Source organism: Streptomyces sp. NPDC039736, from assembly GCF_055596485.1.
Window position 1 is genome coordinate 1 of sequence record NZ_JBVIUQ010000018.1, and the last position, 23,651, is coordinate 23,651.

At 70.4% G+C, this 23,651-nt stretch carries 23 protein-coding genes and 1 tRNA gene; 8 read left to right on the forward strand and 16 right to left on the reverse strand.

Annotated features, from left to right (window positions below):
• Positions 1-144 precede the first annotated feature (144 nt).
• Positions 145-2,355 carry a transglycosylase domain-containing protein gene (locus tag ACZ56L_RS34205; protein WP_345220376.1) on the forward strand — a complete coding sequence of 737 codons (2,211 nt, stop codon included), beginning with the start codon at positions 145-147 and terminating at the stop codon, positions 2,353-2,355.
• A gap of 89 nt (positions 2,356-2,444) precedes the next feature.
• Here the strand turns inward: ACZ56L_RS34205 and ACZ56L_RS34210 are convergent, their stop codons facing one another.
• Positions 2,445-2,921: a GatB/YqeY domain-containing protein gene (locus ACZ56L_RS34210; RefSeq protein ID WP_345220380.1), complete on the reverse strand. Its 477-nt coding sequence runs from the start codon at positions 2,919-2,921 to the stop codon at positions 2,445-2,447.
• An 89-nt stretch (positions 2,922-3,010) separates the two neighbouring features.
• Here ACZ56L_RS34210 and ACZ56L_RS34215 point away from each other — a divergent pair, with 89 nt between their 5' ends.
• The 3 genes from ACZ56L_RS34215 (at position 3,011) to ACZ56L_RS34225 (ending at position 4,927) form a co-directional block, all read left to right on the forward strand.
• Positions 3,011-3,940, forward strand: a complete 930-nt coding sequence (locus tag ACZ56L_RS34215; protein ID WP_401765579.1) for a metallophosphoesterase — start codon at positions 3,011-3,013, stop codon at positions 3,938-3,940.
• A gap of 154 nt (positions 3,941-4,094) precedes the next feature.
• Complete coding sequence (locus tag ACZ56L_RS34220) at positions 4,095-4,823, forward strand: Pr6Pr family membrane protein (RefSeq protein ID WP_471068926.1); 729 nt, start codon at positions 4,095-4,097, stop codon at positions 4,821-4,823.
• Positions 4,824-4,853: 30 nt separating this feature from the next.
• Positions 4,854-4,927, forward strand: a tRNA-Pro gene (locus ACZ56L_RS34225).
• Positions 4,928-5,020: 93 nt separating this feature from the next.
• Here the strand turns inward: ACZ56L_RS34225 and ACZ56L_RS34230 are convergent.
• From ACZ56L_RS34230 to ACZ56L_RS34295, 14 genes are all read right to left on the reverse strand, one after another.
• Entirely contained in the window at positions 5,021-6,211 is a 1,191-nt protein-coding gene (locus tag ACZ56L_RS34230) for a tyrosine-type recombinase/integrase (RefSeq protein WP_471068928.1), read from the reverse strand.
• A gap of 79 nt (positions 6,212-6,290) precedes the next feature.
• Positions 6,291-6,509, reverse strand: coding sequence for a helix-turn-helix domain-containing protein (locus ACZ56L_RS34235; RefSeq protein ID WP_471068930.1), 219 nt, complete (start codon positions 6,507-6,509; stop codon positions 6,291-6,293).
• A gap of 213 nt (positions 6,510-6,722) precedes the next feature.
• A complete protein-coding gene (locus ACZ56L_RS34240) occupies positions 6,723-7,916 on the reverse strand; it encodes a DUF3631 domain-containing protein (RefSeq protein ID WP_471068932.1) in 1,194 nt (397 codons plus the stop codon).
• Between the two features lie 346 nt (positions 7,917-8,262).
• On the reverse strand, positions 8,263-9,153 hold the full coding sequence (locus ACZ56L_RS34245) for a bifunctional DNA primase/polymerase (protein ID WP_471068934.1): 891 nt from the start codon (positions 9,151-9,153) through the stop codon (positions 8,263-8,265).
• Positions 9,150-9,878 carry a DNA methylase gene (locus ACZ56L_RS34250; RefSeq protein ID WP_471068936.1) on the reverse strand — a complete coding sequence of 243 codons (729 nt, stop codon included), beginning with the start codon at positions 9,876-9,878 and terminating at the stop codon, positions 9,150-9,152. Before ACZ56L_RS34250 ends, ACZ56L_RS34245 begins: the two co-directional genes overlap by 4 nt.
• A 90-nt stretch (positions 9,879-9,968) precedes the next feature.
• On the reverse strand, positions 9,969-10,133 hold the full coding sequence (locus ACZ56L_RS34255; RefSeq protein WP_471068938.1) for a hypothetical protein: 165 nt from the start codon (positions 10,131-10,133) through the stop codon (positions 9,969-9,971).
• A gap of 14 nt (positions 10,134-10,147) precedes the next feature.
• On the reverse strand, positions 10,148-10,471 hold the full coding sequence (locus tag ACZ56L_RS34260; protein WP_471068940.1) for a hypothetical protein: 324 nt from the start codon (positions 10,469-10,471) through the stop codon (positions 10,148-10,150).
• 224 nt (positions 10,472-10,695) lie between these two features.
• On the reverse strand, positions 10,696-12,816 hold the full coding sequence (locus tag ACZ56L_RS34265) for a hypothetical protein (protein ID WP_471068942.1): 2,121 nt from the start codon (positions 12,814-12,816) through the stop codon (positions 10,696-10,698).
• Position 12,817: 1 nt separating this feature from the next.
• Positions 12,818-14,413 (reverse strand): hypothetical protein, encoded by a 1,596-nt coding sequence (locus ACZ56L_RS34270; protein ID WP_471068944.1) that lies wholly within the window; start codon positions 14,411-14,413, stop codon positions 12,818-12,820.
• A 101-nt stretch (positions 14,414-14,514) separates the two neighbouring features.
• Complete coding sequence (locus tag ACZ56L_RS34275) at positions 14,515-14,844, reverse strand: RRQRL motif-containing zinc-binding protein (RefSeq protein WP_471068946.1); 330 nt, start codon at positions 14,842-14,844, stop codon at positions 14,515-14,517.
• Positions 14,845-14,891: 47 nt separating this feature from the next.
• Positions 14,892-15,899: a DUF2637 domain-containing protein gene (locus ACZ56L_RS34280; RefSeq protein WP_471069023.1), complete on the reverse strand. Its 1,008-nt coding sequence runs from the start codon at positions 15,897-15,899 to the stop codon at positions 14,892-14,894.
• An 8-nt stretch (positions 15,900-15,907) separates the two neighbouring features.
• Positions 15,908-16,444 (reverse strand): hypothetical protein, encoded by a 537-nt coding sequence (locus tag ACZ56L_RS34285; protein ID WP_471068948.1) that lies wholly within the window; start codon positions 16,442-16,444, stop codon positions 15,908-15,910.
• The gene (locus ACZ56L_RS34290; protein ID WP_471068950.1) at positions 16,441-17,112 is read right to left on the reverse strand and encodes a GGDEF domain-containing protein; all 672 of its coding nucleotides are present in this window, start codon (positions 17,110-17,112) and stop codon (positions 16,441-16,443) included. The genes ACZ56L_RS34285 and ACZ56L_RS34290 overlap by 4 nt, the downstream gene beginning before the upstream one ends.
• Positions 17,109-17,381 (reverse strand): DUF6284 family protein, encoded by a 273-nt coding sequence (locus ACZ56L_RS34295; protein ID WP_471068952.1) that lies wholly within the window; start codon positions 17,379-17,381, stop codon positions 17,109-17,111. The genes ACZ56L_RS34290 and ACZ56L_RS34295 overlap by 4 nt, the downstream gene beginning before the upstream one ends.
• A 499-nt stretch (positions 17,382-17,880) precedes the next feature.
• Here ACZ56L_RS34295 and ACZ56L_RS34300 point away from each other — a divergent pair, with 499 nt between their 5' ends.
• The 3 genes from ACZ56L_RS34300 to ACZ56L_RS34310 all read left to right on the forward strand — a co-directional run bounded on the left by ACZ56L_RS34300 (position 17,881) and on the right by ACZ56L_RS34310 (position 21,144).
• Positions 17,881-18,654, forward strand: coding sequence for a GntR family transcriptional regulator (locus ACZ56L_RS34300; RefSeq protein ID WP_471068954.1), 774 nt, complete (start codon positions 17,881-17,883; stop codon positions 18,652-18,654).
• Positions 18,651-19,220, forward strand: a complete 570-nt coding sequence (locus ACZ56L_RS34305; protein WP_471068956.1) for a GNAT family N-acetyltransferase — start codon at positions 18,651-18,653, stop codon at positions 19,218-19,220. The genes ACZ56L_RS34300 and ACZ56L_RS34305 overlap by 4 nt, the downstream gene beginning before the upstream one ends.
• An 871-nt stretch (positions 19,221-20,091) precedes the next feature.
• Complete coding sequence (locus ACZ56L_RS34310) at positions 20,092-21,144, forward strand: acyltransferase family protein (protein WP_471068958.1); 1,053 nt, start codon at positions 20,092-20,094, stop codon at positions 21,142-21,144.
• A gap of 145 nt (positions 21,145-21,289) precedes the next feature.
• Here ACZ56L_RS34310 and ACZ56L_RS34315 read toward each other — a convergent pair whose 3' ends face one another.
• Positions 21,290-21,706: a nuclear transport factor 2 family protein gene (locus tag ACZ56L_RS34315; RefSeq protein ID WP_468690817.1), complete on the reverse strand. Its 417-nt coding sequence runs from the start codon at positions 21,704-21,706 to the stop codon at positions 21,290-21,292.
• Between the two features lie 94 nt (positions 21,707-21,800).
• Between ACZ56L_RS34315 and ACZ56L_RS34320 the strand changes: the two genes are divergently transcribed.
• Positions 21,801-23,621 (forward strand): S9 family peptidase, encoded by a 1,821-nt coding sequence (locus tag ACZ56L_RS34320; protein ID WP_468690819.1) that lies wholly within the window; start codon positions 21,801-21,803, stop codon positions 23,619-23,621.
• The last annotated feature ends 30 nt before the right edge of the window (positions 23,622-23,651 follow it).

The window sequence follows — 23,651 nt, forward strand, 5'->3', positions numbered from 1 at the left end:
GCGATCTCCCACAAGCCATCCGGCACGATCCAGCTCCACGTTCCCCGCCCCATACCGGGACAACGACCGCCTCACCACGTAGGACACGGTCTTAGGCCAGAGCCTTTACGTATGTCCGGCGATTGAGAACGTAGGCTGCTCCCCATGGCAAAAACGCGCTCGGGCGGGGGTCTCACGCGGACCCAGCAGGCCGCCAAGTTCCTCGGTGTCAGCGTGCTCTCCGGAGCCGTGCTGGCCGGCATCGCCCTGCCCGCGGCCGGCGCCCTCGGTCTCGCGGCCAAGGGGACGGTCGAGGGATTCGACACCATCCCGGCGAACCTCAAGCGCCCGCCGCTGAGCCAGCGCACCACGATCCTCGACAGCCAGGGCGGCAAGATCGCCACGGTGTTCTCCCGCGACCGCACGGTGGTCGACCTGAAGGACATCTCGCCGTACATGCAGAAGGCGATCGTCGCGATCGAGGACAACCGCTACTACGAGCACGGCGCGGTCGACATGAAGGGCATCCTGCGTGCCCTCAACCGCAATGTGCAGGCGGGCGGCACGGCGCAGGGCGCGTCCACGCTGACGCAGCAGTACGTGAAGAACGTGTTCGTCGAGGAGGCCGGCGACGACCCCGACAAGGTCGCCGAGGCCACCCAGCAGACCCTCGGCCGCAAGATCCGTGAGCTGAAGTACGCGATCCAGGTCGAGAAGGAACTCGGCAAGAAGAAGATCCTGGAGAACTACCTCAACATCACCTTCTTCGGCCAGCAGGCGTACGGCGTCGAGGCCGCCTCGCAGCGGTACTTCAGCAAGCGCGCCAAGGACCTGAAGCTGGAGGAGGCCGCGCTGCTGGCCGGGCTCGTCCAGTCGCCGACCCGCTACGACCCGGTCAACGACTCCGCCGAGGCCACCAAGCGGCGCAACGTCGTGCTCCAGCGCATGGCCGACATCCGCGAGATCTCGCCCGCCGAGGCCGCGCGCGCCAAGGCCGCCCCGCTCAAGCTGAACGTCAGCCGGCCCAAGAACGGCTGCATCACCGCGGTGAGCGGCGCCGGGTTCTTCTGCGACTACGTCCGCGAGATCTTCCTCAACGACCCGGTCTTCGGCAAGACCAAGGAGGACCGGGCCAAGATCTGGAACCAGGGCGGCCTGACCGTCCGCACGACCCTGGACCCGAAGGCCCAGAAGTCGACGCAGGCCTCCATCAAGGACCACGTCTACAAGAGCGACAAGGTCGCCACGGCCGTCACCCTGGTCGAGCCCGGCTCCGGCAAGGTCCTCGCGATGGGCCAGTCCAAGCCGTACGGCTTCGGGAACAACGAGACCCAGATCAACTACTCGGTCGACAAGAAGATGGGCGGCTCGAACTTCGGCTTCCCGACCGGCTCGACCTTCAAGCCGTTCCTGGCCGCGGCCGCGCTGGAGGAGGGCAGGCCCCCGACGCAGGTGTACTCGGCGCCGTACCAGATGCCCTATCCGGACCGCATCCAGACGTGCAGCGGCAAGCCGTGGGTCAACGCCGCCAACGAGAAGCTGGAGAACGAGAACGACAAGGAGGTCGGTCCGTACCCGCTCCGTGAAGCGATGAACATGTCGGTCAACACCTACTTCGTTCAGATGCTCCAGGACATCGGAATGTGCCCGGTGGCCAAGATGAGCGAGAAGATGGGCCTGGTCCAGGGCAACGGCAAGAAGATCCCGGAGGTGCCCTCGACGCTGACCCTGGGTTCCACCGGCATGTCGCCGCTGACCATGGCCAGCGCGTACGCGACCTTCGCCAACCGGGGCACGTACTGCACCCCGATCGCCATCGAGTCGATCACCGCCCCCGGCGGCAAGTCGCTGCCGGTGCCGAAGACCTCCTGCTCCGCCGCCATGGCCGAGCAGACCGCGGACACCGTCAACACGCTGCTGGGCGGAGTGGTCGACTCCGGTACGGGCAAGGAAGCCGGGCTCAAGGACGGCCGTGACAACGCGGGCAAGACCGGTACCACCGACGAGCGCAAGAACGCCTGGTTCGTCGGCTACACCCCGAACCTCTCCGGCGCCGTCTGGGTGGGCAGCCCCACCCAGCGGGTGAAGATGGAGAACATCACCATCGGCGGCAAGTACGAGGCCAAGGTGTTCGGCGGGCAGGTCCCCGGCCCGATCTGGAAGGACGCGATGTCCGGCGCCCTGGCCGGCAAGGACTCGCCGCAGTTCAGGACGGTCCACATCCCCGAGGCCCAGAAGGACAAGGGCGAGGACGAGGGCAAGCCCGACAAGAACAAGGGCCGTGACAAGAACCGCCCCGGCGGCGACAACAAGCCCCCGGGCCGGGGCGACGGCGGGGGCGACGACGGGGATGACATCTTCGGCGACTGGCCGTGATCCGGCGCCACCGGTGACCCCCTGAGCACGACGTGAGGGCGCCACCCCGACCGGGGTGGCGCCCTCACACGTACCTCGGCCGCTGCGGGTCAGCCCGCCAGCAGCTCCTTCACCGCCGCGGCGACGCGGCCGCCGTCGGCGCGGCCCGCGACCTTCGGGCTGACGATCTTCATGACGGCGCCCATCGCGCGCGGCCCCTCGGCCCCGGCCGCCCGCGCCTCGGCGACGGCCTCGGCGACGACCGCCTTCAGCTCCTCGTCGCTCAGCGGCTGCGGCAGGTACGTCGCGAGGATCTCGCCCTCCGCCTTCTCCCGCTCGGCCTGCTCGGCGCGACCGCCCTTGGCGAAGGCGTCGGCGGCCTCGCGGCGCTTCTTCGCCTCCTTGGCGATCACCTTCTCGACCTCGGCGTCGGAGAGCTCGCGGGCCTCCTTGCCCGACACCTCCTCGACCTGCACGGCGGCGAGGGTGAGCCGGAGCGTGGAGGAGCGGAGCTCGTCGCGCGCCCGGATGGCGGCGGTGAGGTCTTCCTTCAACTGCGACTTGAGCTGGGACTTGAGCGTGGTCATGACGCAAGTGTGGCAGGTCGTACGCCCCCGCCGCCCACCGATTTACGCCGCGGCGTCCGGCCCCTCCCCCATCTGCAACGATGGGAGGCATGCGCGCACGTTACGGAGTACCCCTGGGAATCACGGCCGTTGGCGCGGCCACACTCGCCTACGCGGCCGGTTTCGAGGCCCGTTCCTTCAGACTCCGACGCGTGAGCGTTCCCGTCCTCCCGCCGGGCGCGAAGCCCCTCCGCCTGCTCCAGGTCTCCGACATCCACATGGTGAGCGGCCAGCGCAAGAAGCAGCGCTGGCTCCAGTCGCTGGCCGGGCTGCGCCCCGACCTGGTCGTCAACACGGGCGACAACCTCTCCGACCCGGAGGGCGTGCCGGAGGTCCTGGATGCGCTCGGCCCGCTCATGCAGTTCCCCGGCGCGTACGTCTTCGGCTCGAACGACTACTACGGGCCGAAGCCCCGCAACCCCGCCCGCTACCTCCTCGAAAAGGTCCAGGGCAAGCACGGCCTGAACGGCAACCCGCCCGTCGTCGGCGCCGTCCACAACCCGTGGGAAGAGCTCCGCGACGGCTTCGACGCCGCGGGATGGCTCAACCTCACCAACACCCGCGGCAACCTCAAGCTCCGCGACGGCTTCGACCTGGCCCTCACCGGCCTCGACGACCCGCACATCAAGCGCGACCGCTACGCCGAGGTCGCGGGCGGCCCCTCCGCCACCGCCGACTTCTCGCTCGCCGTGGTCCACGCGCCGTACCTGCGGGCCCTGGACGCCTTCACCGCCGACGGCTACCCCCTGGTCCTCGCCGGCCACACCCACGGCGGCCAGGTCTGCATCCCCTTCTACGGCGCCCTGGTCACCAACTGCGACCTGGACACCGACCGCGTGAAGGGCCTCTCCACCCACACCCACGGCGGCCACCGCTCCTACCTCCACGTCTCCGCGGGCTGCGGCGCGAACCGCTACACGCCGGTGCGTCTCGCCTGCCCCCCGGAGGCGACCCTGCTGACGCTGACGCCGAAGGCCTGACCAGCGGTCGTACGGGCCGGGCCCCACCGCGCAGGGGCCCGGCCCGCGCCCCCACCCGTACGGGCCCGGGGCCCACCGCGCCGGAGACCCGGCCCCGCTCCCCCATCTCGACCCACCGCCTCAAACCCGGACGAACTCCCCTACCGTGGGAGTCATGATCGCCCCGTCCTCCCCGGGTGTGCCGGCCGCAGCGGTCGTGCCGCCCCACCGTCGTCCGTACGCAGCCGTCTTCCGCGCACTGCTCTGCGCGGCCGCCGTCACCGGCATCGTGATCGACACGGCCCTCGGCGATCCGCTCCGAGTGCCGGTCTACTTCACGATCCAGTCGAACGCCCTGCTCGCCCTGGTCCTCGGCTGGTCCGCCCAGCGCGCCTGGACCGGCCGGCCGACCCTCTCCCCACGCCTCACCGGCGGCGCGTTCCTCTTCATCGCCATCACCGGCCTCGTCTACCACCTGATCCTGGCCAACGACTCCAGCGGCTTCTCCATGACCGGCGACGCCCTCACCGGCCCGCGCGCGGCCTCCAACCAGCTCCTGCACACCGTCACCCCCCTCGGGGCGGCCCTGGACTGGTTCCTCCTCACCGCCCCCGGCGGCCTCCGCTTCCGGTACGCCGCCCAGTGGCTGCTCTACCCGGCCGCCTACCTCGCCTTCGCCCTGATCCGCGGCGCCCTCCTCGCCCCCGCCGCCGAGGCCCGCTACCCCTACCCCTTCCTGGACGTCGCCGCCCACGGCTACGCCAGTACCGCCACAGCCGCCCTGGTCCTGGGCCTGGCCTTCTACGCGCTGGCCCTCGGCCTGGTCGCCCTGGACCGCGTACGCCCCGACCTGCGCCGCCGCGAAAACCGGATTTCGCGTGAGCGCGCGGGTGGGCTAAAGTAATCGATGTCGCCACGGCAACGCGGTGGACATCGGGGTGTAGCGCAGCTTGGCAGCGCGCTTCGTTCGGGACGAAGAGGTCGTGGGTTCAAATCCCGCCACCCCGACAGCTAAAGCAGCAGGTAAGAGGCCACCTCCGGATTTCCGGAGGTGGCCTCTTGCGTGTCCGGGGAGCCAAAAAGGGAGCCACCGGGAGAGTGTCAGCCCTTCTGGCTGCCCTTCCCGTCCTTGTCGGAAGCCTCAACGGGGAAGATCTCATCCATCGCTTCCGCACCCTGCGTGATCACAGGGCGAAGCTGATGCCTGTAGACGATTTCGGTCGTTGCCTGACTACTGTGGCCGACGAGAACGGCGATCTTCTCCAGCGGAATGCCATGGTCCGAGAGCAGCGAAACGAAGCTGTGCCGCAGCTCACGCGGCGTCCACTCCGGGGCAAGGTTTGCTTTGACCACGATGGCCCGGAAGTCGCGCCGCACGTTCGCCGCGTCCAGGGGTTCACCGCTCCGGGTCGTGAACACGAGACCGGCCGGGCTCCACTCCTGCCCTTTCGATGCGCGCTCCTGCTTCTGCCACCGAAGGTGTTCTTCCAGTACGTCCACCACCTGCTTCGGGAGAGCGATGGTCCGGCGACTCTTCCGAGTCTTGGTGTCGCCGTGCTTCCGCACCGACCGCCAAACGGCGACGTGCGGCGGTTGATCCTTGCCCGGGTCGAGATAGACGTGATCCCACGTGAGCGGACGCGCTTCCTCGGTGCGTACGCCGCTCAGCAGCGACAGTACGAGGTAGGCGTAGAGGCGGGAGCCTCGTGCGGCAAACAGCACCGCCCGCGCTTGCTCCAGGTTCAGGGCCTTGCTCGGTCGGCCGGCGCGGCCCTCCGGAACGGTCACCAGCTCGGCTACGTTCCGCAGCACCTTGTTGCGTCGTTGTGCGTGAGAGATCGAACGACGCAGTACGGCGAGCAGGTCCCGAAGGGAGCGAGTGGCGAGCACTTCCACGCGACCGTCCAGCCAGTCATCGACGTCATCGGCACTCAGATCTTTGAGCTTGCACTTTCCGATGTACGGCACGAGGTGCTTGTCCGCGAGGGTGCGGTTTTTGCTCACGGTCGCGTCATCGCGGCCCTTGAGGCCCCGCTCCAGCCAGTCCGTCACGGCATTCGCGACCGTGTAGTTAGCCGGGGCTTTGACGCCGGTCTCCAGCTCCTTCTTGAGGACACGGAGCTTGGCCCGAACCTCGGTCTTGGTCTTCCCGTAGACCTTCGAACGACGGCGCTTGCCGCTCGGCGTAAAACCAAGGGAGACGGCTCCCACGAACGACTTCTTGGACTCGTCCCAGTAGATCGAATCTTCGCCCTGACCAGCCCTGCGGGTGCGCGGCGGAGTCTCGGTCATCTTGATTCCCTATCTCTCGAATGACCAAGGACCGCACCCTGTTGGACGCGGTCCTTGGCAGGTCGCTCGGATGCTGCGGTCAGCTCGCGGCGTTGGTCGCTTCGCGCTTCAGTAGTTCGATGTAGTCGTCGATGTACTCGACCGGCACGAGGCGTCGGCGGCCAATGCGAACGGTCTGAAGTCGTCCGAGTCGGATTTCCTCGTACGCGGTGGAGCGCTTCACACCGAGGAGTGCAGCCGCGTCCTCTACGCGGTGCAGCCGAAGTTGGGGCGTGGAGGCGGAAGGCGCCGTATCCATGAACCTGTCTCCTTCGATCACACGGAGGGGGTCCCCCTGTCAGGTCCGCTACTTCCGCTACCTCCGCTACCGCCCTGGTCAGGGGCATGATCGAGGTAGCGGCAAGGGGTAGCGGTAGCGGACGTTTGCCGCTACCGGCCCCGCACGTCATGCGTGCGGGGCCGGTCGGCGGTAGCGGGAGTCGTCCGCTACCGGGGTGGTTGCCGCTACCTGTTACAGGGCCTCTGAGCTGCCCGGTAGCGGAGGTAGCGGAGGTAGCGGACTCTCAGGAGGGGGCGGGCAGTACCGCTGCCACGCGTCGTGGAGGTCCTTGGCGTAGTAGCCCTTCATCACGCTCGCGCCGGTCTTGATGTTCCGGGCCGTCACCGGGGTGTTGTCGGTGGTCATGTACTCCCGGAGCATCCGCGCCAGCCCCCGGGAGTCCAGCGGGCGCCCGGCCATGTCGGCCCAGGGCGACTCGTCCAGGCTGCACAGCCGGTCGAGAACGGCGACGGTGGGCAGCCGGTCAATGCCGCTGAACACCTGATCCCGCAGATCGGTCAGCAGGCGGATACCGATGCTGCCCTTGTCGTTGGCCTTGGACGCGTTCACCAGGTCCACGCATGCGGTGCGGGCCCGAGCAGGCCAGTCGCCCCCGGCGGCGTCCGCGACGGCCAGCAGCGGTTCCCACACGTCCGCCGGCCGGTCGGTGACACCCTCGGGCATGTCCGGCCAGGCCCCGGCGATGCGCTTCTCTACCTGCTCCGCCCACCGGGCGAGCCGGTCGCGGAGCTTGTGGCCCTCCAGCTCGTGAAGGCGTGCCCGGAAGGGCTCCACCTTCTCGTTCCGGGCCCGGCGCCGCATGCGGATGATGACGGAGCGGGTCAGGATCGTGTCCGGCAACGAGCCCAGCCCGGCGACGGCCACGGCTGTGTACGAGGGGAATGCCTGCACCGTCTGGTTCCCGCCGTCCCCGACGCACCGGTAGGTGACCCCGGTACGGCGGTGCCCGGCGTTCAGGAACCCGCGCAGCTCCTCGTTGTCCCCCGCTTTCGGGCCGAAAACCGTGTCGATCTCATCGAAGAGGATCGTGGGGCGTCCGGCCGTCGCGGACACGGCCCGGAAGAGGGCCGCCGCGCTCGCGTTGACCGCCACCATCGGGTGCGGGACCAGGGTTTCCACGATCTCCAGCGCCCGGGATTTGCCCGACCCGGGTTCCGGGGAGAGGAACGCCAGACGCGGGGTGGAGTCGAAGGAGTCCAACAGGTGCGCGTGCGCGTCCCACAGCGTCACGGCGACGTACGCCGCCTCGGTGGGGAACACGTTGAACCGACGGTGGAAAGCCTCCACCTCGTCCAGCAAAGCCGCCCCTTCACTGGCGGTCGAGGTGGTCGTGGTGGCGGGTTCGGTGGTGGTCGTAGTGGTCATGCGGCGTGCCTCCTTCCGGCCGCAGAAGCGGCGTGAGGGTGCGGGTCAGAACGAAGAACTGAGGCGACGACTTCCGCGCCTACCGCCGGGGGCGGTGCGGGTGCGTCGGCGGCGTGCGGGCAGTGGCCTGCGGTGACGCGCTCGCACAACGCGTGCACGGCCCTGCGGCCCCGGGCGCGTTCGTGGTGGCCGCAGGAGCACAGCCAGTCCGCGACGGGGACCTGTCCGCGGTCGAGCCCGCGCACCTGGAGACCGGGGCGGACGCCGGTGACGGTGACCGGCGGTCCGGCGGCGTCGGGCCCGTGGGCGGTCAACGACGGCTTTTCAGTGGTGGGGTGGTGGGCGTTCATGCCGACGCCCGGGGCCGTGCGGTGCGGATGGACCAGTTCAGTGCGCTGCGGAGGGTGGAGCGCACCTCGTACGCCTTGAGGCCGGCCGCTTCCCCCGCCACCTGAAAAGCGTCTTCCACCACGTGCCGGGGGATGTCGCCCCACGCCACGAAGCGCCCCATCGACCGGGCGGCCCTGAACAGCGTCGCCTCACGCTCCCCCTCCACCGCCGCCGCGACCGCAGCCGCTTCCCGTTCCAGGGCGACGTGCGACACCCGCGCCCCGTTCCCGACGGGTGCGAGCACGGGCGGCGTGGCCGGGCGGGGCCGGTCCTGGAGCTGGAGCATGAGCCAGGTGGGCAGTTCCGCGACGGGCATTCCGTCGGTGACCTCGTAGGGGGTGCCGCCCACGGTGCTGCCGGGGGCGACGACGTACCCGCCCCATGCCCGGGTGTCGATTTTCGGGGCGAGCCTGCCCTTGCTGGACGGCATCCGGATGGCCCGGTGCACCCAGAAGTACAGGTGCTGCCCCCCGCCCGCAGTCCGCACCCGGTAGGTGTGCGGGACGGGCTGCCCGGCGCGCTCGCAGAGCGCCGCAAAGGAAGTGACGCCGTCAGGCGTTCCTTTCACGTCTTTCGCCTTGACCTGGTCCAGGTCCACCACGAGCAACCCCGCCGGGCCGGTCGCCAGCCCGACGTTGAACGCGCCGGTCGACCACGCCCGGCGGATGCGGTCGGGGTCGGTCGTGGCGCGGCCCTCCCACTTCACGTGCCCGTCCGCGCACTCCCCGGTGCGGGGGCAGGCGGTTTCACCGTGCAGGGCGGGCCGCTTGTCGTTGGGGCGGAGCGGGAACACGGGCCAGCCGCGGGCGGCGGCGTTCAGGGCGGCGTCCATCAGGTTCTCGTTCACGCCGCCACCGCCCCGGACGTGACGCGTGCGAGGAACGCGCGGCCGATCCACTCGGTGTACGCCGGGGGGATCGCCTCGGTCAGCTCCTCGCGGACGTTCGTCCACGTGATGCCCATGGCCGTCTGCATCTCCGCCACGGTGGCCTTGCCCCCGCCGGCCCCGTACGCGGCGACGTAGGGGCCGTCGAAGAATTGGCCGTGCCGCCAGCCGCGCACCCGGCCCCGGTGCGCCCGGTGGGCGGGCTGTGCGGCCGTCCAGCCGCCCAGCTCAAAGTTGCGGTGCCGCAGGACCCCCAGCCCGAACATCTCCCCACACAGCGCGAGATCTTTGCGGACCGGCGCGCGCCCGGTGGGCTGCTCGATGACGTACGGCAGCCCCGTGGCGTCGAGGAGTTCCCGCAGTGCGGGGATGAGCTGGGTGTGGGGGCGACCCCACCCCATGGCCTGGTTGGTGCCGACGGTGAGCGCGCACGCGTGCTGGCACGGCGGGGAGGTGTGCACGGCCGCGTACTGCCGGATCTCCCCCGTGGCGATCAGGCGGGAGAGGTGCTCCAGGGCGTCGCCCCGGTGGAAGGTGAAGGGGTAGTTCGGGCGCGGGGCGATGTCGACGCCGATCACGTCGAATCCGGCCCGGTGGTAGCCCATCGCCGCGCCGCCGGCGCAGCAGAACAGATCCAGCAGCAACGGCCGGGGGCCGTCTCGCCGGATGGTGGTGGGTTGCGTCATGCTGGAGACCTCCACAGGTCTTGATGACTGGTGGGTGGACAAGGGCGGCCCCGTGACTTTGGCGAGATACGGGGGCCGCCCTTGGCGCGTCTAGAAGTCGTTGCCGGTGGCGTGGGCGACGGGGCCGGGGCAGGCGGTGTCGGGGCAGTCGCAGCCGCCGCACTCGTTGCAGATGTCGCCGCCGCACTCCTCGCACATCTCGTGTCCGGGGCAGCCGTAGTCGGCGCATTCGTCGCAGTAGGTCGTTTCGTCCATGGGGTCAGATCTCCTCACTTGCTGCGGGGGCGGGTGAGCTTGAGGGTGAGGCCGATGCCGACCGGTCCGGCCGCCCCGGCGATCAGGACGGCGGTACGGACGGCGAACTCGAACAGGGCGATCGCGGCGGCCACGAGTCCGAGGGTTCCGGCGGCCCCGGCGAGGGTGACGGCGAGCGGGATCAGGTAGTCACCTGCCGGGCGCCGGACGCGTACCGGGGTGGCCTGCTGGACGATGACGATGGGCTGTCCGGTGGCCTGCGCGCGGTGGTAGAGGTCGGCGGGGATGTGCGGGGTGAGCCCCGGCGGTGCGGTGGTCGGCGGGTGGTAGCGGGCCATGGCGGAACCTCCTTGAAGGGGATGCGGGCGCGCCGGGCCCCGGCCCGTTGTGGGGCGTGTGGGCGGGGGCCTGGCTTGTCGTGTGGCTTGTCGGCTCACTTGTCGCTTGTCTTGTCTTGTCGCTTGTCTTGTCGCTTGTCGCCTCCCAGGTCACAGCCCCTTTTCCGGGGGGACGACAACCCGGGGAGGGCTCTTCGTGAGGGCGGGCGACAAGCGACAAGCGGTCAGTTGCGGGGCGGTTGTCCAGGGGCGTGGTCACGGTGGACGTAGCGGGCCCTGGTGCCCTCCCCGACGCGGACGGCGGTGCCGTCCTCTGCCCATTCCTTGAGCCATCCGACGACCGTTTGCCGGGTCGTTCCGTGCCCGTCCGCGAGGGCGCGGGCGATCGCGGACGCCCCCGTTCCCTCACGGCCGGCGGCCAGCAGTGCGGCGAGCGCTGCCCGCCGCGCGGGACTGTCCTGCTCCGCCTCGTTGCGCAGCGCGGACAGGTTCAGCCCCGGACCGGCTCCCGGCTCGCGGGTGGTGGCGTCCGGGTCGGGTGCGGTGGCGAACTGCGCGTCGATCTCCTGCCGGAACTTCGCCAGCAGCTCGTCTTCCGGTGCCTGGGCGGCGCGGTGGGCGGACAGGTTGAGCCCCGCGCTGTGGCCCGTCCCGGCCGGGCCGGGGGTCTCCTCGGATGCTGCTGTGCTGAGGTCGCGCATCCACGCGGTGCGGTCGCTGTTCCACCGCCGGGCGTACGCGCTGCCCGCGGCTTTCGCGGACACCGCGTCCAGGCGGGGGCGCCGCTCGGACGTGGCGACCGTGATGTCACGGATCTGCGAGGGCTTGATCCGCCACGCCTTGAACAGGGCCCCCGGGGATTCGGGGGTGCCCATGAACCCGGCGCCCTTGAACGGGGCCTGGTCCACCCGCAGCCCCCGTCGTCCGGGGAACATCTTCGAGAGGTCCATGCCCTCGGTCTCACCGCCGGTCAACGCGACGCGCACCTTGGCCTCGCGGCGGATGAGCAGATCCCCGAGGACGCTGCCGGTGGCCCCGAGGGCGGTGATGACGGTGCGCCCGCCCATGGCGCGCTGCATCCGGATGAACTCCCGGATCTTTCCCGCGAGTTCCTTCATCCGCCGGTCGGTGCTGACGAGGATCTCCGCACCCTCGTCCACGACCAGCATGATCTGGGGAACCTCCGCGCTCACTGGCAGGAGGTCGGTGTCGTGCTTGGCCATCAGCTCCTGATAGGCGCGCTTGCGGGTCGAGCCGATGGCCAGCGCGGCGTCCAGGAGGAGCACGGCTTCCTCGTACGTTCCGGCGAGCCAGTCGATTCCGGGCCGTACGGGATTGCCGTTGTCCTGCTTCAGCTCACCGTTCAGGGCGGGCAGCACCCACGGCAGGCCGGCCGATCCGGCGTTGAGGTCGATGACGAAGGTCAGCATGTCGGTCGCGCGGGCGAACCCGGCGAGGATGGTGTGCAGCAGGTTCGTCTTCCCGGACCCCGTGGGCCCGACGACCAGCGCGCACTGCTCGCGCAGGTAGGCCAGCACGTCGTCACCGTTGGTGCGAAAACCCCAAGGAATGCCGGTGTGGACCGAGAGGGGACTGTAGTCCTCGGGGTAGATGCGGGCCTCCGCGAGGACGTTGCGGGTGGTGACGTCCACGATGGCCCGCCCCTGGTGGACGCCGGGGCCCACCGAGGCGGTGCAGCCGTGCGGCAGCTTCGCATCAGCCGACAACTGCGGCCCGTACTGGGCGATGCGGTCATGGGTGACGCCGCCCTGCGGTTCGAGGTCGAGGGAGTAGCCGTTGCCGGTCTCCCACATCTCGACCGCCAGCACCTTGACGGTGACGTTGCAGATGCGCTGAATGCGCTCCGCCCACTCCGCAGCGATCGCACGCCGGTCGGCGGAGAGCTCCGCGACGACCTGACGGTGTGCTGCGGCGAGGGCCTCATCCTCGCGGGCCTCTTCGTAGAGGGCGACCGAGCGGGCCCCGGCCCCGATGCCCACGCCGATCGTGGCCAGGCTGCCGAGGGCGGCCCAGGAGAGCGGGCCGGTGGTCATGGCCCACGTGGTCCACCCTGCTCCGACCAGCCAGGAGGACGCTTTGAAGGCGAGGGTGCGGCCCGCGTTGCGGACCTTGAGCCCGGCCACGGTGTGACCGAGGGCCCCGGCGGCTCCGACGGCCAGTGCCCAGGCGGGCGGCATGCCGGTGGCGGCGCCGGTGGTGGCGACGGCGAGGGCTCCGGTGGTGGCGGACAGAGCGCCGGTCACGGGTCCGTGACCGGCACTCCAGTCCAGCACCGGGCCACTGTCCGCCTGCTTGCGCTTGTTGGTGGCAGTGGTGGCGCTCATGTCAGACGTTCCAGCCCTTCTCGGCTTCGGGACCGTTGCGGGGGTCCTCGTGACGGGCGATGTCCTGCTCGTGGGCCTGGCGGAACAGCGGCCCCATGTCCTCCGCCACGGCGACCGCGCTCATGAGGGCGCCGAAGATGTCGTTGAAGCCGTCCGCGACCTCCTTTTCCAGCGGGAACTCACTGTCGGAGCGCTCCGCGAGGATGCGCATCACGTTGGCGACCGAGGTGATCGCGGCGGGCAGACTCTCGACCATGGCGAGGATCTCCATGGCGTTCTCGGGGTCGTAGGAGTTGGCCGCGCTCTCCATCTCGGCGGCGTGCTCTTCGAACTGGAACCCAGACACGTGCTCTCCTCCGGTAGTTGCTGCGGTGGTGTTCTCCGGGACCTGGCCGGCCGGGCGCTCCACCCGGTCCCCGACCCCGTCGGTTGCGTCCTGCTCCGCGTCCGCGTCCGCCGCGGCTTCCGCCGTGGCGAGTTCGCCGCGGATGGTGTCGTCGCGCTTGGCACGGCGGGCGGCGGCTTCCTCGGTCATCCGCCGGTACAGGCGGCGCCCGGGGTGGACCAGCAGAGGCCACCCGAACTTCCGGCCGATCGGACTGGTCAGAAACCCCAGCAGGCCGACCGGCAGGGCCAGCAGAGCAGCCACCAGACGACGGCCCTGGAAGCGGGCGTACGAGCGGCGCAGAGCCCTGCGGGCCGCCTTGCGGGCCGGGGCCTTACGGACCGCAGAGCGGTTGCCGTCGACCTTCCGGCGGGTGTTCGCGTCCCGGCGGCCCCGGTCCTTCGCGATCGCCTTGTCCCGGGCGCTCCGCGCCTTGCTCTTCGCGCCGCCCGTCAGGCGGCCGGCCACACCGCCCCGCGGGCCCGACTTCCTGTCGGACCCGCTCCGCCCGCCACCAGCGGCCTTGAGGCTCTGAGGCTTGGCGGTGTTGCGGCGGGCGTCCGCGACCGCACGGCGGGCCGCCGTGGTCTGCGCCCGCTTCTCACTGCGACCACCGGCCGCCTTCTGCGCCGACCGCAACGCCTTCACCTGCGAGGCTTTGCCCAACATGCCAGCACCGCCACGGCTGCTCCTCAGCCCGGCAGGCTTGTTCAGGGACGAAGGGGCACTGTGCCTGCCCGCTCCTGCCCGGGCCTGCCCGGCGGTGGAACTGCGGTTGCTGCCCGCAGCGCCGTGCGAGCCGTGGCGCTTCTGGCCGGGCACCCGCCCCGCACTGCCCGCCGTACGAAGGCCGGCGGAACGGAGGGCGGCACGGTGGCCGGGTGCGGCACGGTGTCCAGCGGCGTGAGCCGCAGCACGCCGTGCCGACTGCTTGGGGCGAGGGTTGCGGTTGCGGTAGGTGGCGACCGTACCGAGCACGGCGGCGCCGGTCGCGGCCACGATCGCGGCGACCGGGCCCCCGGCGAGACCGGCGGCGGCGACCATGCTGACGGTGGTGTTGGCCCCGGTGAACGCCAGCGGGACCACCGGCCAGCCACCGGGCGTGGACTCCACTTCCGGCCCGGTGGTGGCCTTCTGCTCGGTCGGGGGCGGTGTCTGGATCGGTGCGGCGGGAGGCGGGGCCTCTGTCGGGGTCAGGGTGGTGTCGGTCATGCTGGTGCCACTCCTTATGGGGAGAAGCAGGACCCGGACGGTCTTCGCCTGCCAGCGGCGTTCGGGTCCTGCGCTTGAAGTGCCTGTCTGATGGGGGGTGTTCAGGCGGCGCGCTGTTCTTCGGGGTACGCGCAGGGCACGCACATGCCGAGTGAGGCCGGGATGACGTATCCGGCGTCCCGTCGGCAGGAGGGGCAGGTTCGGCGGGCGGTGTTCGCCTTGGCGAGCGCGGCCTGCTTGGCCGGGGTCATCGGACGCACCGGCAGGGCGAGGTCGACGCGGTAGAGGTAGGCGATCAGGGGGCCGCGCCGGTGACGCGGGCGGAACACCTCGATCTGCACGTCCTGGCCCCCGGGCCGCAGGTTCATGGCCCGGAGCTGTCGGCGGGTGGCGTAGCCCTTGGGGGCGCACCGCCACAGCACACGCGGCACCTCCCCCAGGGCCGGCGCCCCAAGGCACCTGCCGTTGAGGGCGCCCATCAGGCACTCACCAGGTCATCGGCCCGGCTCTGTGACTGCGGCGGGCGCTGTTCGGCGTAGCGGCTGCTGACCCACCCCACCGACCAGCCGCACAGCTCTGCTGCGGCCCGCACGGGGAGACTGACAGTGAACGCCTGGCTCACCAGGGCGCGGGCTTCGTCCTCGGGCAGCTTCTCAGCCGCCGGTCCGCGCTCCAGCAGTGCGGCGCGTGCACGCTCCGCCTGTTCCTCGCGTTCACGGCGTTCACGGTCCGCCCGCTCCGCAGCTTCGCGGCGCTCACGCTCGATGCGTTCGGCGGCTTGGCGTTCACGCTGTTCACTGGCCACGCGAAGTTGTTCACGCTCACGTTCACGGCGTTCACGGGCCTCTCGCTCCGCACGCTCTGCGGCTTCGGCCCGCTCCCTGTCTTCCGCCCGTCGCCGGTCCTCGTGTTCACGCTGTTCACGGGCGAGCCTGGCTGCGTGCTCCCGCTCTTCGCGGGCGAGCTGGGCTGCATGCTCACGCTCCTCACGGGCCTGCGCACGGCTGGCCTCAGCACGTTCCCGGGCCGCCTGCTCGCGTCGTTCCTGCTCGCTGCGGCGCTCCTGTTCAAGGGCGTTCACGGCGGCGGTGATGGCCCTGCGGTAAGCCAGTCCGCTCTCTGCCGTGACGATAAGCAGAAGCGGGGCGACCGAGTGGACGGCGACGCCCACCAGGTCCTTCTTCAGGGCGGAGTCGGCGATGTTCAGGGCGAGCGTCATCGCCCCGGTCATCCACCGCAGGACCACCGGCCACCGGCCGCCGTGCCCGCCAAGTCGGGCCAGGACGGAGTCCAGGCGGACCACGATGACCACCGCCGCGTCGACAACCAGCGGCAGAATCGGCGCCGTCCACCGCCACTCGGGGGCGGTGTGGGAGACCATCAGCGGCGTGACGGTGAGGATCGAGTACAGCATCGCTCCGGCCACGATCAGCCAGGTGCCGACCGACAGCGCGGTCTCTGCTGAACGCACCTGAACACTGTTCATGGAGATGCTCATCGCGCACCCTCCATTGCCCGCACCGCGGGGGCAACCACGCTCACGAAGTGGCCCCGGCCGGCATCGAATGTGAACGGGATGCACAGCCACGCCAGCGCGGGGGCGGAGCGTTCATCGCACTTCACCCAGCCGTTCAGCGGGGCGCCGTGGGTAGCCGCGTATGCGCGGGCGGCGGCACTGTCGGGGTGGATGCTGTGCGGCTTCCCGTAGTGGAGCAGCAGCACCGGCAGCTCCACGGTCGGCGCCGCCTTCAGTGCGGCGACCTCGCGGGTGCGGTCGTCCAGCTCCTTGCGGGTGCGGTGAAGGTCGTCGGCCAAGTCCTCCAGGGCGACCTGCATCATCCGCATGTCCGCCCGGAGGGTGTCCGCTTCCTTCTCGGACGACTCGGCACGGCCGGTCAGCCCGTAGACGGTGCGGATGTGCTCGGAGAAGGCGGCATCCGCCTGCTCCCGCACCAGGCGGGCCCCAGAGCGGGCAGCGTCCGCGTCGGCGGCCAGGCGGGCGAGACGGGAACGGGTGACCAGGCGAATCATGACGACACCTCCGTGACCGTGGTGCCCGAGCGGCCCTCACGACGGCCGTTGACCGTCCGCACGCCCGTGGCGGACCCGAACAGCGGGGCGATGCCGCAGCCTCCGCCTTCCTGCTTGACCTCATACATGTGCTCATCCGCCCGACGCAGCAGCGCGGACAGGTCAGCACCGCAGGAACGCCAGTACCGTGCCGCACCGATGGAAGCGTGAACGTCAATACGCCGGCCCTCGAACTCGACCGGACGTTCCAGCCGATGCAGCAGGTCAGGGAGCGTGACCAGCAGGTTGCCGGTCACGGTGCCCTGCTCCCCGTACACGGGAGTGACTGCCGCGAACTCATCCCCGCCAAGTCGTCCCGCGACGCCGGCGTTGTCGGTGGCCCACTGCCCGAGGCGCTGGCCGGTTGCCCGCAGTACGGCATCGCCCGCCGCGTGGCCGAAGGTGTCGTTGATCTGCTTGAACCAGTTCAGGTCCACGACGAACACGGCTTGCTGCTGCCCCCGGGCCAGGCTCTTACGGGCCCGCTCCTCGAACGGCTCACGGGTCCACAGACCGGTCAGCGGGTCACGGCGAGCGGACTCCATCCGGCGGCGCATCCACAGCGTGTGGACCGACCAGCCGGACGCGACGGGAAGGGCTGCGGCGAGTGCCGCAAGGGTGTGGCTCATGCCGCACCGCCCGGCAGGTCCGCCACGGCAGCCCGGTTCTCCAGGTCCCGGCGGGCCGCCAACACCCGGTTGTGGGCCCGGCGCAGACGGCGGACGTCCAGCTCGTTCGGGACGGGGTGGGTCAGGGCGACAATCTGCGCGTCCAGCAACGCGACCTCCGCCACGATGACGGGCATCTCGCGCTCGATGGCGCCCAGCTCCGCATCCGTGGGCTCACACCAGTCGGAGAACGCGGTAACGGCTTCCTGAACAGTGACGATGTGTTCCATGGGTCGTGGTTCCTTTCTGGGAGGAACGGCCCGAAGCGGCCCCGGTGTTCGAGCACCGGGGCCGCACGCCGTGGAGCAGGTGTCCGGCTCCCCTCGGCCCCGTCCGTACGACCACAGGGGCCGGACGGGCGGGGGAGGCAACCGGCCGCAGCGAGACGCTGCGGAGTTGGGTACTTCAGGTGTCTCGTTCGGGACCGCGCCTGCCGTATCAGGTACAGGTCGTGGCCCCGTCTCAGGTGAGACAGACCGTCCGGACTGACAAGGGACCGCGCGAGCGGCTGTCCGGCACCCTCCCCCCGACCAACGCGGGGCTCCTGGTCGTGCACCGACCCAGAGGGCCGGAATACCGCACAAGCGGAGACACTTGAAGGCGTTGCACCGCTTGCTCAGCTTGTTGGTACAAGCTGATGTAGTGATGCTGCACCCACGGACCGTGAGTCGTCAAGTGATTGGACGCTAGATGTACCAACAAGTTGCGCGAGTGCGTCATGATGGCGGCATGAGTAGGCAGCCGAAGTACCAACAGGTGGCCGACGCCCTGCGTCGTGAGATCGACAACGGCACGTACCCGCCTGGGTCGCGACTGCCCTCAGAGAGCGAGCTTTCAGCCCGTTTCGATGCGTCCCGCAACACGGTGCGCTCAGGGCTGGGCCTCCTGGTCACACAAGGGTTGATCTCGTCCAGCCAGGGACTCGGGTACGAGGTGGTCAAGCATGAGGTGTTCGAGCTGAACGCCACGCGCTTCGAGAACCTGGAGTTCCCGCAGCACGGCGACGCCTACAACACCGACGTGACAAACGCCGGACGCCGGCCCACGCAGACGTTCCGGGTTGAGCTGCGTCCCGCCCCTGACTACATCGCGGAGAGGCTGTTGATCGCCCCCACCTCCGCAACAGTGCGTCGACACTGCCACCGCTTCGTGGACGACGTGCCGTGGTCCACCCAGGACACCCACTATCCCGAGTGGCTGATCGAAAAGGCGCCGCGTCTCACGTCGCCCGGCGACATCGCGGAAGGCACGACGCGCTACCTGGCATCCGCCGGCATCACGCAGATCGGGTACTTCGATGAGATCTCAACCCGTATGCCCACGCCGGAAGAGGCCCGGTTGCTAGAGATCGGCGCGGGGGTTCCGGTCCTGCTCTGGACGCGGACCGGCTACACCGATGAGCGGCCGATCCGGTGCACCATCACCACCTTCCGGGGCGACCTGAACCGAATGAACTACGAGATCGGCGACTTGGCCGGGCGAAGTGGAAACGACCCTCAGTGAGAATCACCCCTGCTCAACCTGCTGACCTGCCGCAGCTTCTAGCTTTCCGGGCGGAAGCTGCGGCATGGCTGAGCCATCTCGGCACCGATCAGTGGCAGCGCCCGTACCCAGCGGATCGGCTACTCGCCACGATCCAGTCCGGCACCGTGTTCATGGTCCGGGACCACGACGCGACTGCCGCGACTATCACCCTCACTCCGGACGTTGAGGAAGGGCTCTGGTCTGACAGCGAACTCCAGGAGCCGTCAATGTTTGTCAACAAGCTCACCGTGGCCCGCACGCACGCAGGGAAGAACGTCGGTGGCCGCCTGTTGGATTGGGCATGCGACCGCGCACACGCGGCGGAAGCTAAGTGGGTACGCCTTGATGCCTGGACCACCAACGAGGCGCTTCAGCGCTACTACTTGCGCCATGGGTTCGAGCACGTTCGTACGGTTCGGGAGGGCGGTGCTGTGAACGGAGGGCCGCGCGTCTCAGGGTGGCTTGCCCAGCGCGCAGCGTGCCCCACGGCTCACGGATTCACAGACGAAACCGCACGTCCGGAGCGACTCCCGTCCGTGCGTTAGTGCATGCCTGGGAGCCAAACAGGGAGCCACCCGTGGCAAATTCGGCTGGATCACCTCGGACGGTTACGGACACTCAGAGTCCCCGAAAGCGCTGGTGACCACCGCCGTCCCTGCGTCGCACGCGCCCCTAATCGCGTTCGGGACGAAGAGGTCGTGGGTTCAAATCCCGCCACCCCGACAGCTGAAACATCAGGTCAGGCCTGGTCTTCCTTAGGGAAAGACCGGGCCTGATTTGCGTTGGGGAGGCCGTGGGGAGTGAGTGGATCTTCGGTCGGCGTCCAGCAACGGGGGAAGCGCCGCTCCCGCGACATCGGTGCCGCCGACGGCCAGGGCGACGGTTCCCCGCATGTGGTCCACGTGCGTATGACCGCGGCGGTGGCAGGGCGGCGACCACGGGCAGGTACTGCACCCCCAGCGTCCCCCTCCTCAGGGCCGGAACACTCCTTCACCCTGATCCGGCTCTGTCGTCCCCCGAGGTTCCGCTGTGATTGAAGCCTCCATCGGTGCCGTTCCCGGCCTGATCGTTGTGGCTGGGCGTGGGCGGAGGTGACGCCCGCATCGGCGCCGTCACCGGTCAGCGGATCATCCCCGCCCCGTAGCCGATGCGGGCCGTGGGGGTACGCGGGCGTCCGGGGCCCGGGGCCGGTACAGTTCGCCGCTGATTGAGGTGGGCCGGGAGCGGTGTGGGTGGCCGTGTGCCAGGGGGGTCTGGCGCTCCGGGTCCATTTCGTGGCCGTGCCGCCTCTTATTGGAGTACATCCCGATGACTGCGTCCGTCGTGGCTGGGCCCCCTGCCATACCTGCGCCCGTTCTCCCCCGGGAGAGCGGGGCGCCGGCTTCCCCGGAGGGGGCGCGGGGCGGGCGGTTGTACGTGCTGGACGGATTGCGGCTGGTGGCCGCGCTCATGGTGGTCGGGTACCACTTCGTCGGGTACGACCGGTGGACGGCTCCGCCGTGGCCCGAGTCCACCTCGGTGGTCTTCCCGGTGGCGCACCAGGTGGGCGGTTACGGGTGGCTCGGGGTGCAGTTCTTCTTCCTCATCAGCGGGTTCGTCATCTGCATGTCCTGCTGGGGGCGTACGGTCCGGCAGTTCGCGGTGTCGCGGATCGTGCGGCTGTACCCAGCGTACTGGTTCGCCGTGCTGGCCGTCGCGACGTTGATGCTGCTGGTGCACGGGTCGGAGCAGACGGGGATCACGGCGTCGAAGATCCTGACGAACCTGACCATGTTCCAGGGCGGCATGGGGGTCGGGAACGTCACGCCCGTGGCGTGGACGCTGTGGGTGGAGATGCGGTTCTATCTCCTGTTCGCCGTGGTGTGCGCGCTCGGGGTCACCTACCGGCGGTGCGTGGTGTTCTGTGCGCTGTGGCTGCTGGCGGCGATGGTCGCGCCGCAGTCGGACAGTCCGCTGGTGGAGATGGCGGTGATGGCCGAGGCCGCGCCCTTCTTCGTCGGGGGCATGGTCGTCTTCCTGATGCGCCGGTTCGGGACGTCGGCCGTGCTGTGGCTGTTGCTCGGCGGGTCCTGGCTGGTCGCACAGCACCAGTTGCAGGGGTTGGTGGAGGGCGCCGAGGGCGCGGTGGGCGGGAAGTTGTCGTGGGAGATCGCGCTGGGGCTGGTGACCGTCTTCTACGGGTTGTTGCTGGCCGTGGCGCTGCTGCCGCTGCGGGCGGTCAACCGGCCGTGGCTCGTGACGGCGGGGGCGCTCACCTATCCGCTGTACCTGCTGCACGAGGACTTCGGCTGGGAGGCGATCCGGTGGCTGCATCCCTCGATGCCGCCGTGGGCCGTGATCGGGGTGACGCTCGCCGGGCTGTTCGTGGTGTCGTACACCGTCCATCGGCTCGTCGAGCGGCCGGGCGGGAAGGCGCTGCGGAAGTGGCTGGGGCCGAAGCCCGAGGGGGGACGGGCGAGGGCCGTCTGAGCCGTATCGCGTCAGCCGTGGTGGCGTGAGTGGGTCGGTTGCTGCCGCGGAGGGGGCGGGCGGGCAGCGGAGTCTGCTCGTGCTGCCGGGCGGGACCGTGGTGGTGCGGCTGCCCCGGAGGCGAGGGGGTACGGGGAAGCGGGTGTCAGTAGCGCTCCACCAAGTGGTCGCGGCCGGCGGGGGGTTCGTAGGGTTCGGGCCAGAATTCGGTGATCTCGGTGATCAGGCCCGTGTGCGGGTCGGTGGTGAAGAAGGTCTGGGCGTGGAGCTCCGTCAGGCCTGAGGTGGTGTGGGTCCAGGTGGCCGCCTGGGGGGACTCGACGACCGTGCGCAGGACGCGGGTCTGCCGTGCGCCCGGGTGGTCGCGGTGGAAGCGGGAGCAGGCCTGCCTGCCGCGGATGCGTTCGCGGGTCTGCGGGAGGTCGTGGACGACGTCGTCCGCGAGGGTCGTGTCGAGGAGGCCCCAGTCGCGGGTGTCCAGCGCCTTCCAGTACGTGGCGATCAGGGCGTCCAGGGGTGGAGCGGCCGGTGGGTTCGGTGGGTTCGGTGTGTTCTCCGTCATGGGGGCAGTCTGCCCGGCGGGTCCGACAAACAGGGGGTATGGATTCCGCTTGGGGGTGGGGCGGGAGTGGTGGGCGGTCCTGTTTGATGGGGGGATGACCAGTGGTGAGAGCAGTGTGGGTAAGGACGAAGCGGCGGACGTGCCCGTGTGGGAGCAGCGGTTCCGGGCGCCCCGGGTTTCGCTGCCCGAGTGGGCCGAGGAGGCTCCCGAGCGGGCGTTGTTCGTGTCGAACGCCACGGGGACGTACGAGCTGTATGCCTGGGACCGCGGCACCGGCGTGCAGCGGCAGGTCACCGACCGGGCGAACGGCACGACGGACGGGGTGCTGACGCCGGACGGGCGGCACGTGTGGTGGTTCAGCGACACCGACGGGGACGAGTTCGGGGTCTGGATGCGGCAGCCCTTCGAGGGGGGCGCGGACGTCGTCGCCGTAGCGGGCCTGGCGGCCTCGTACCCGGCCGGGCTGGCGCTGGGGGCCGACGGGACCGTCGTCGTCGGGCGGTCCACCGACGAGGACGGGTCGACCGTGCACGTGGTCCGGGGCGGGGTGGGCGAGCCCGTCGAGATCTACCGGCACCGGGAGTCGGCCGGGGTGGGGGACCTGAGTCATGACTCCTCCCTGCTCGCCGTCGAGCACACCGAGCACGGTGACGCCATGCACTCGTCGCTGCGGGTGCTGCGGGTGAGCGACGGCGGTGTGGTCGCGGAGCTGGACGACACCAAGGGGGGCACGGAGGAGCTCGGGCTCGCCGTGCTCGGGTTCTCGCCGGTGGACGGGGACACCCGGCTGCTGGTGGGCCACCAGCGGCGGGGGCGCTGGGAGCCCATGATCTGGGACCCCGTGGCGGGGACCGAGACCGAGTTGGCCATCGACCTGCCGGGCGATGTCAGTGCCGACTGGTACCCGGACGGCTCGGCGCTGGTGGTCGGGCACAGCTTCGAGGCGCGGGGCGAGCTGTGGCGGTACGAGATCGACAGCGCCGAGCTGGTCGGGATCGAGACGCCGGCCGGGTCGGTGAGCGGGGCGACCGCGCGGCCGGACGGCTCGGTCGAGTACCTGTGGTCGTCGGCCGCCGAGCCGCCGGTGGTGCGGTCCACGGCGGGCGGGGTCGTGCTGGACCCGCCCGGGGCGAAGGCCCCGAGGTCGGTCCCCGTGGAGACCGTGTGGGTGGACGGGCCCGGCGGGCGGGTGCACGCGCTGGTGCAGCGGCCGGAGGGGGCCGGAGACGGTCCGTACCCGACCGTCTTCGAGGTGCACGGCGGGCCGACGTGGCACGACAGCGACGCCTTCGCGTCCGGGCCCGCGGCATGGGTGGATCACGGGTTCGCCGTGGTGCGGGTGAACTACCGGGGGTCCACCGGGTACGGCCGGGAGTGGACGGACGCGCTCAAGCACCGGGTCGGGCTGATCGAGTTGGAGGACATCGGGGCGGTCCGGGAGTGGGCGGTGAACAGCGGGCTCGCGGACCCGGAGCGGCTGGTCCTGTCCGGCGGGTCGTGGGGCGGGTTCCTGACCCTGCTCGGGATCGGGACGCAGCCGCAGGCGTGGACGCTGGGGGTGGCGGCGGTGCCGGTCGCCGACTACGTGACGGCGTACGAGGACGAGATGGAGGCCCTCAAGGCGCTGGACCGGACGCTGTTCGGGGGCACGCCGCAGGAGGTGCCCGAGAGGTACGCGGCGTCCTCGCCGATCACCTACGTGGACGACGTGCGGGTGCCGGTCTACATCTCGGCGGGGATGAACGATCCGCGGTGCCCGATCCAGCAGGTCGAGAACTACGTGGACCGGCTGGCGGCGCGGGGCGCGGTGCACGAGGTGTACCGGTACGAGGCGGGGCACGGGTCGCTGGTGGTGGAGGAGCGGATCAAGCAGGTGCGGCTGGAGATCGACTTCGTGAAGCGGCATCTGGGCTGACGGGCCGGGGCGGGTGCGGCCGCTCCGCAC

Excerpts from the sequence above, each read along its gene's own strand:
- ACZ56L_RS34205 (WP_345220376.1), top strand. The coding sequence starts at position 145 with ATGGCAAAAACGCGCTCGGGCGGGGGTCTCACGCGGACCCAGCAGGCC.
- ACZ56L_RS34210 (WP_345220380.1), bottom strand. The coding sequence starts at position 2,921 with ATGACCACGCTCAAGTCCCAGCTCAAGTCGCAGTTGAAGGAAGACCTC.
- ACZ56L_RS34215 (WP_401765579.1), top strand. The coding sequence starts at position 3,011 with ATGCGCGCACGTTACGGAGTACCCCTGGGAATCACGGCCGTTGGCGCG.
- ACZ56L_RS34220 (WP_471068926.1), top strand. The coding sequence starts at position 4,095 with ATGATCGCCCCGTCCTCCCCGGGTGTGCCGGCCGCAGCGGTCGTGCCG.
- ACZ56L_RS34230 (WP_471068928.1), bottom strand. The coding sequence starts at position 6,211 with ATGACCGAGACTCCGCCGCGCACCCGCAGGGCTGGTCAGGGCGAAGAT.
- ACZ56L_RS34235 (WP_471068930.1), bottom strand. The coding sequence starts at position 6,509 with ATGGATACGGCGCCTTCCGCCTCCACGCCCCAACTTCGGCTGCACCGC.
- ACZ56L_RS34240 (WP_471068932.1), bottom strand. The coding sequence starts at position 7,916 with ATGACCACTACGACCACCACCGAACCCGCCACCACGACCACCTCGACC.
- ACZ56L_RS34250 (WP_471068936.1), bottom strand. The coding sequence starts at position 9,878 with ATGACGCAACCCACCACCATCCGGCGAGACGGCCCCCGGCCGTTGCTG.
- ACZ56L_RS34255 (WP_471068938.1), bottom strand. The coding sequence starts at position 10,133 with ATGGACGAAACGACCTACTGCGACGAATGCGCCGACTACGGCTGCCCC.
- ACZ56L_RS34260 (WP_471068940.1), bottom strand. The coding sequence starts at position 10,471 with ATGGCCCGCTACCACCCGCCGACCACCGCACCGCCGGGGCTCACCCCG.
- ACZ56L_RS34265 (WP_471068942.1), bottom strand. The coding sequence starts at position 12,816 with ATGAGCGCCACCACTGCCACCAACAAGCGCAAGCAGGCGGACAGTGGC.
- ACZ56L_RS34270 (WP_471068944.1), bottom strand. The coding sequence starts at position 14,413 with ATGACCGACACCACCCTGACCCCGACAGAGGCCCCGCCTCCCGCCGCA.
- ACZ56L_RS34280 (WP_471069023.1), bottom strand. The coding sequence starts at position 15,899 with ATGAACAGTGTTCAGGTGCGTTCAGCAGAGACCGCGCTGTCGGTCGGC.
- ACZ56L_RS34285 (WP_471068948.1), bottom strand. The coding sequence starts at position 16,444 with ATGATTCGCCTGGTCACCCGTTCCCGTCTCGCCCGCCTGGCCGCCGAC.
- ACZ56L_RS34290 (WP_471068950.1), bottom strand. The coding sequence starts at position 17,112 with ATGAGCCACACCCTTGCGGCACTCGCCGCAGCCCTTCCCGTCGCGTCC.
- ACZ56L_RS34295 (WP_471068952.1), bottom strand. The coding sequence starts at position 17,381 with ATGGAACACATCGTCACTGTTCAGGAAGCCGTTACCGCGTTCTCCGAC.
- ACZ56L_RS34300 (WP_471068954.1), top strand. The coding sequence starts at position 17,881 with ATGAGTAGGCAGCCGAAGTACCAACAGGTGGCCGACGCCCTGCGTCGT.
- ACZ56L_RS34315 (WP_468690817.1), bottom strand. The coding sequence starts at position 21,706 with ATGACGGAGAACACACCGAACCCACCGAACCCACCGGCCGCTCCACCC.
- ACZ56L_RS34320 (WP_468690819.1), top strand. The coding sequence starts at position 21,801 with ATGACCAGTGGTGAGAGCAGTGTGGGTAAGGACGAAGCGGCGGACGTG.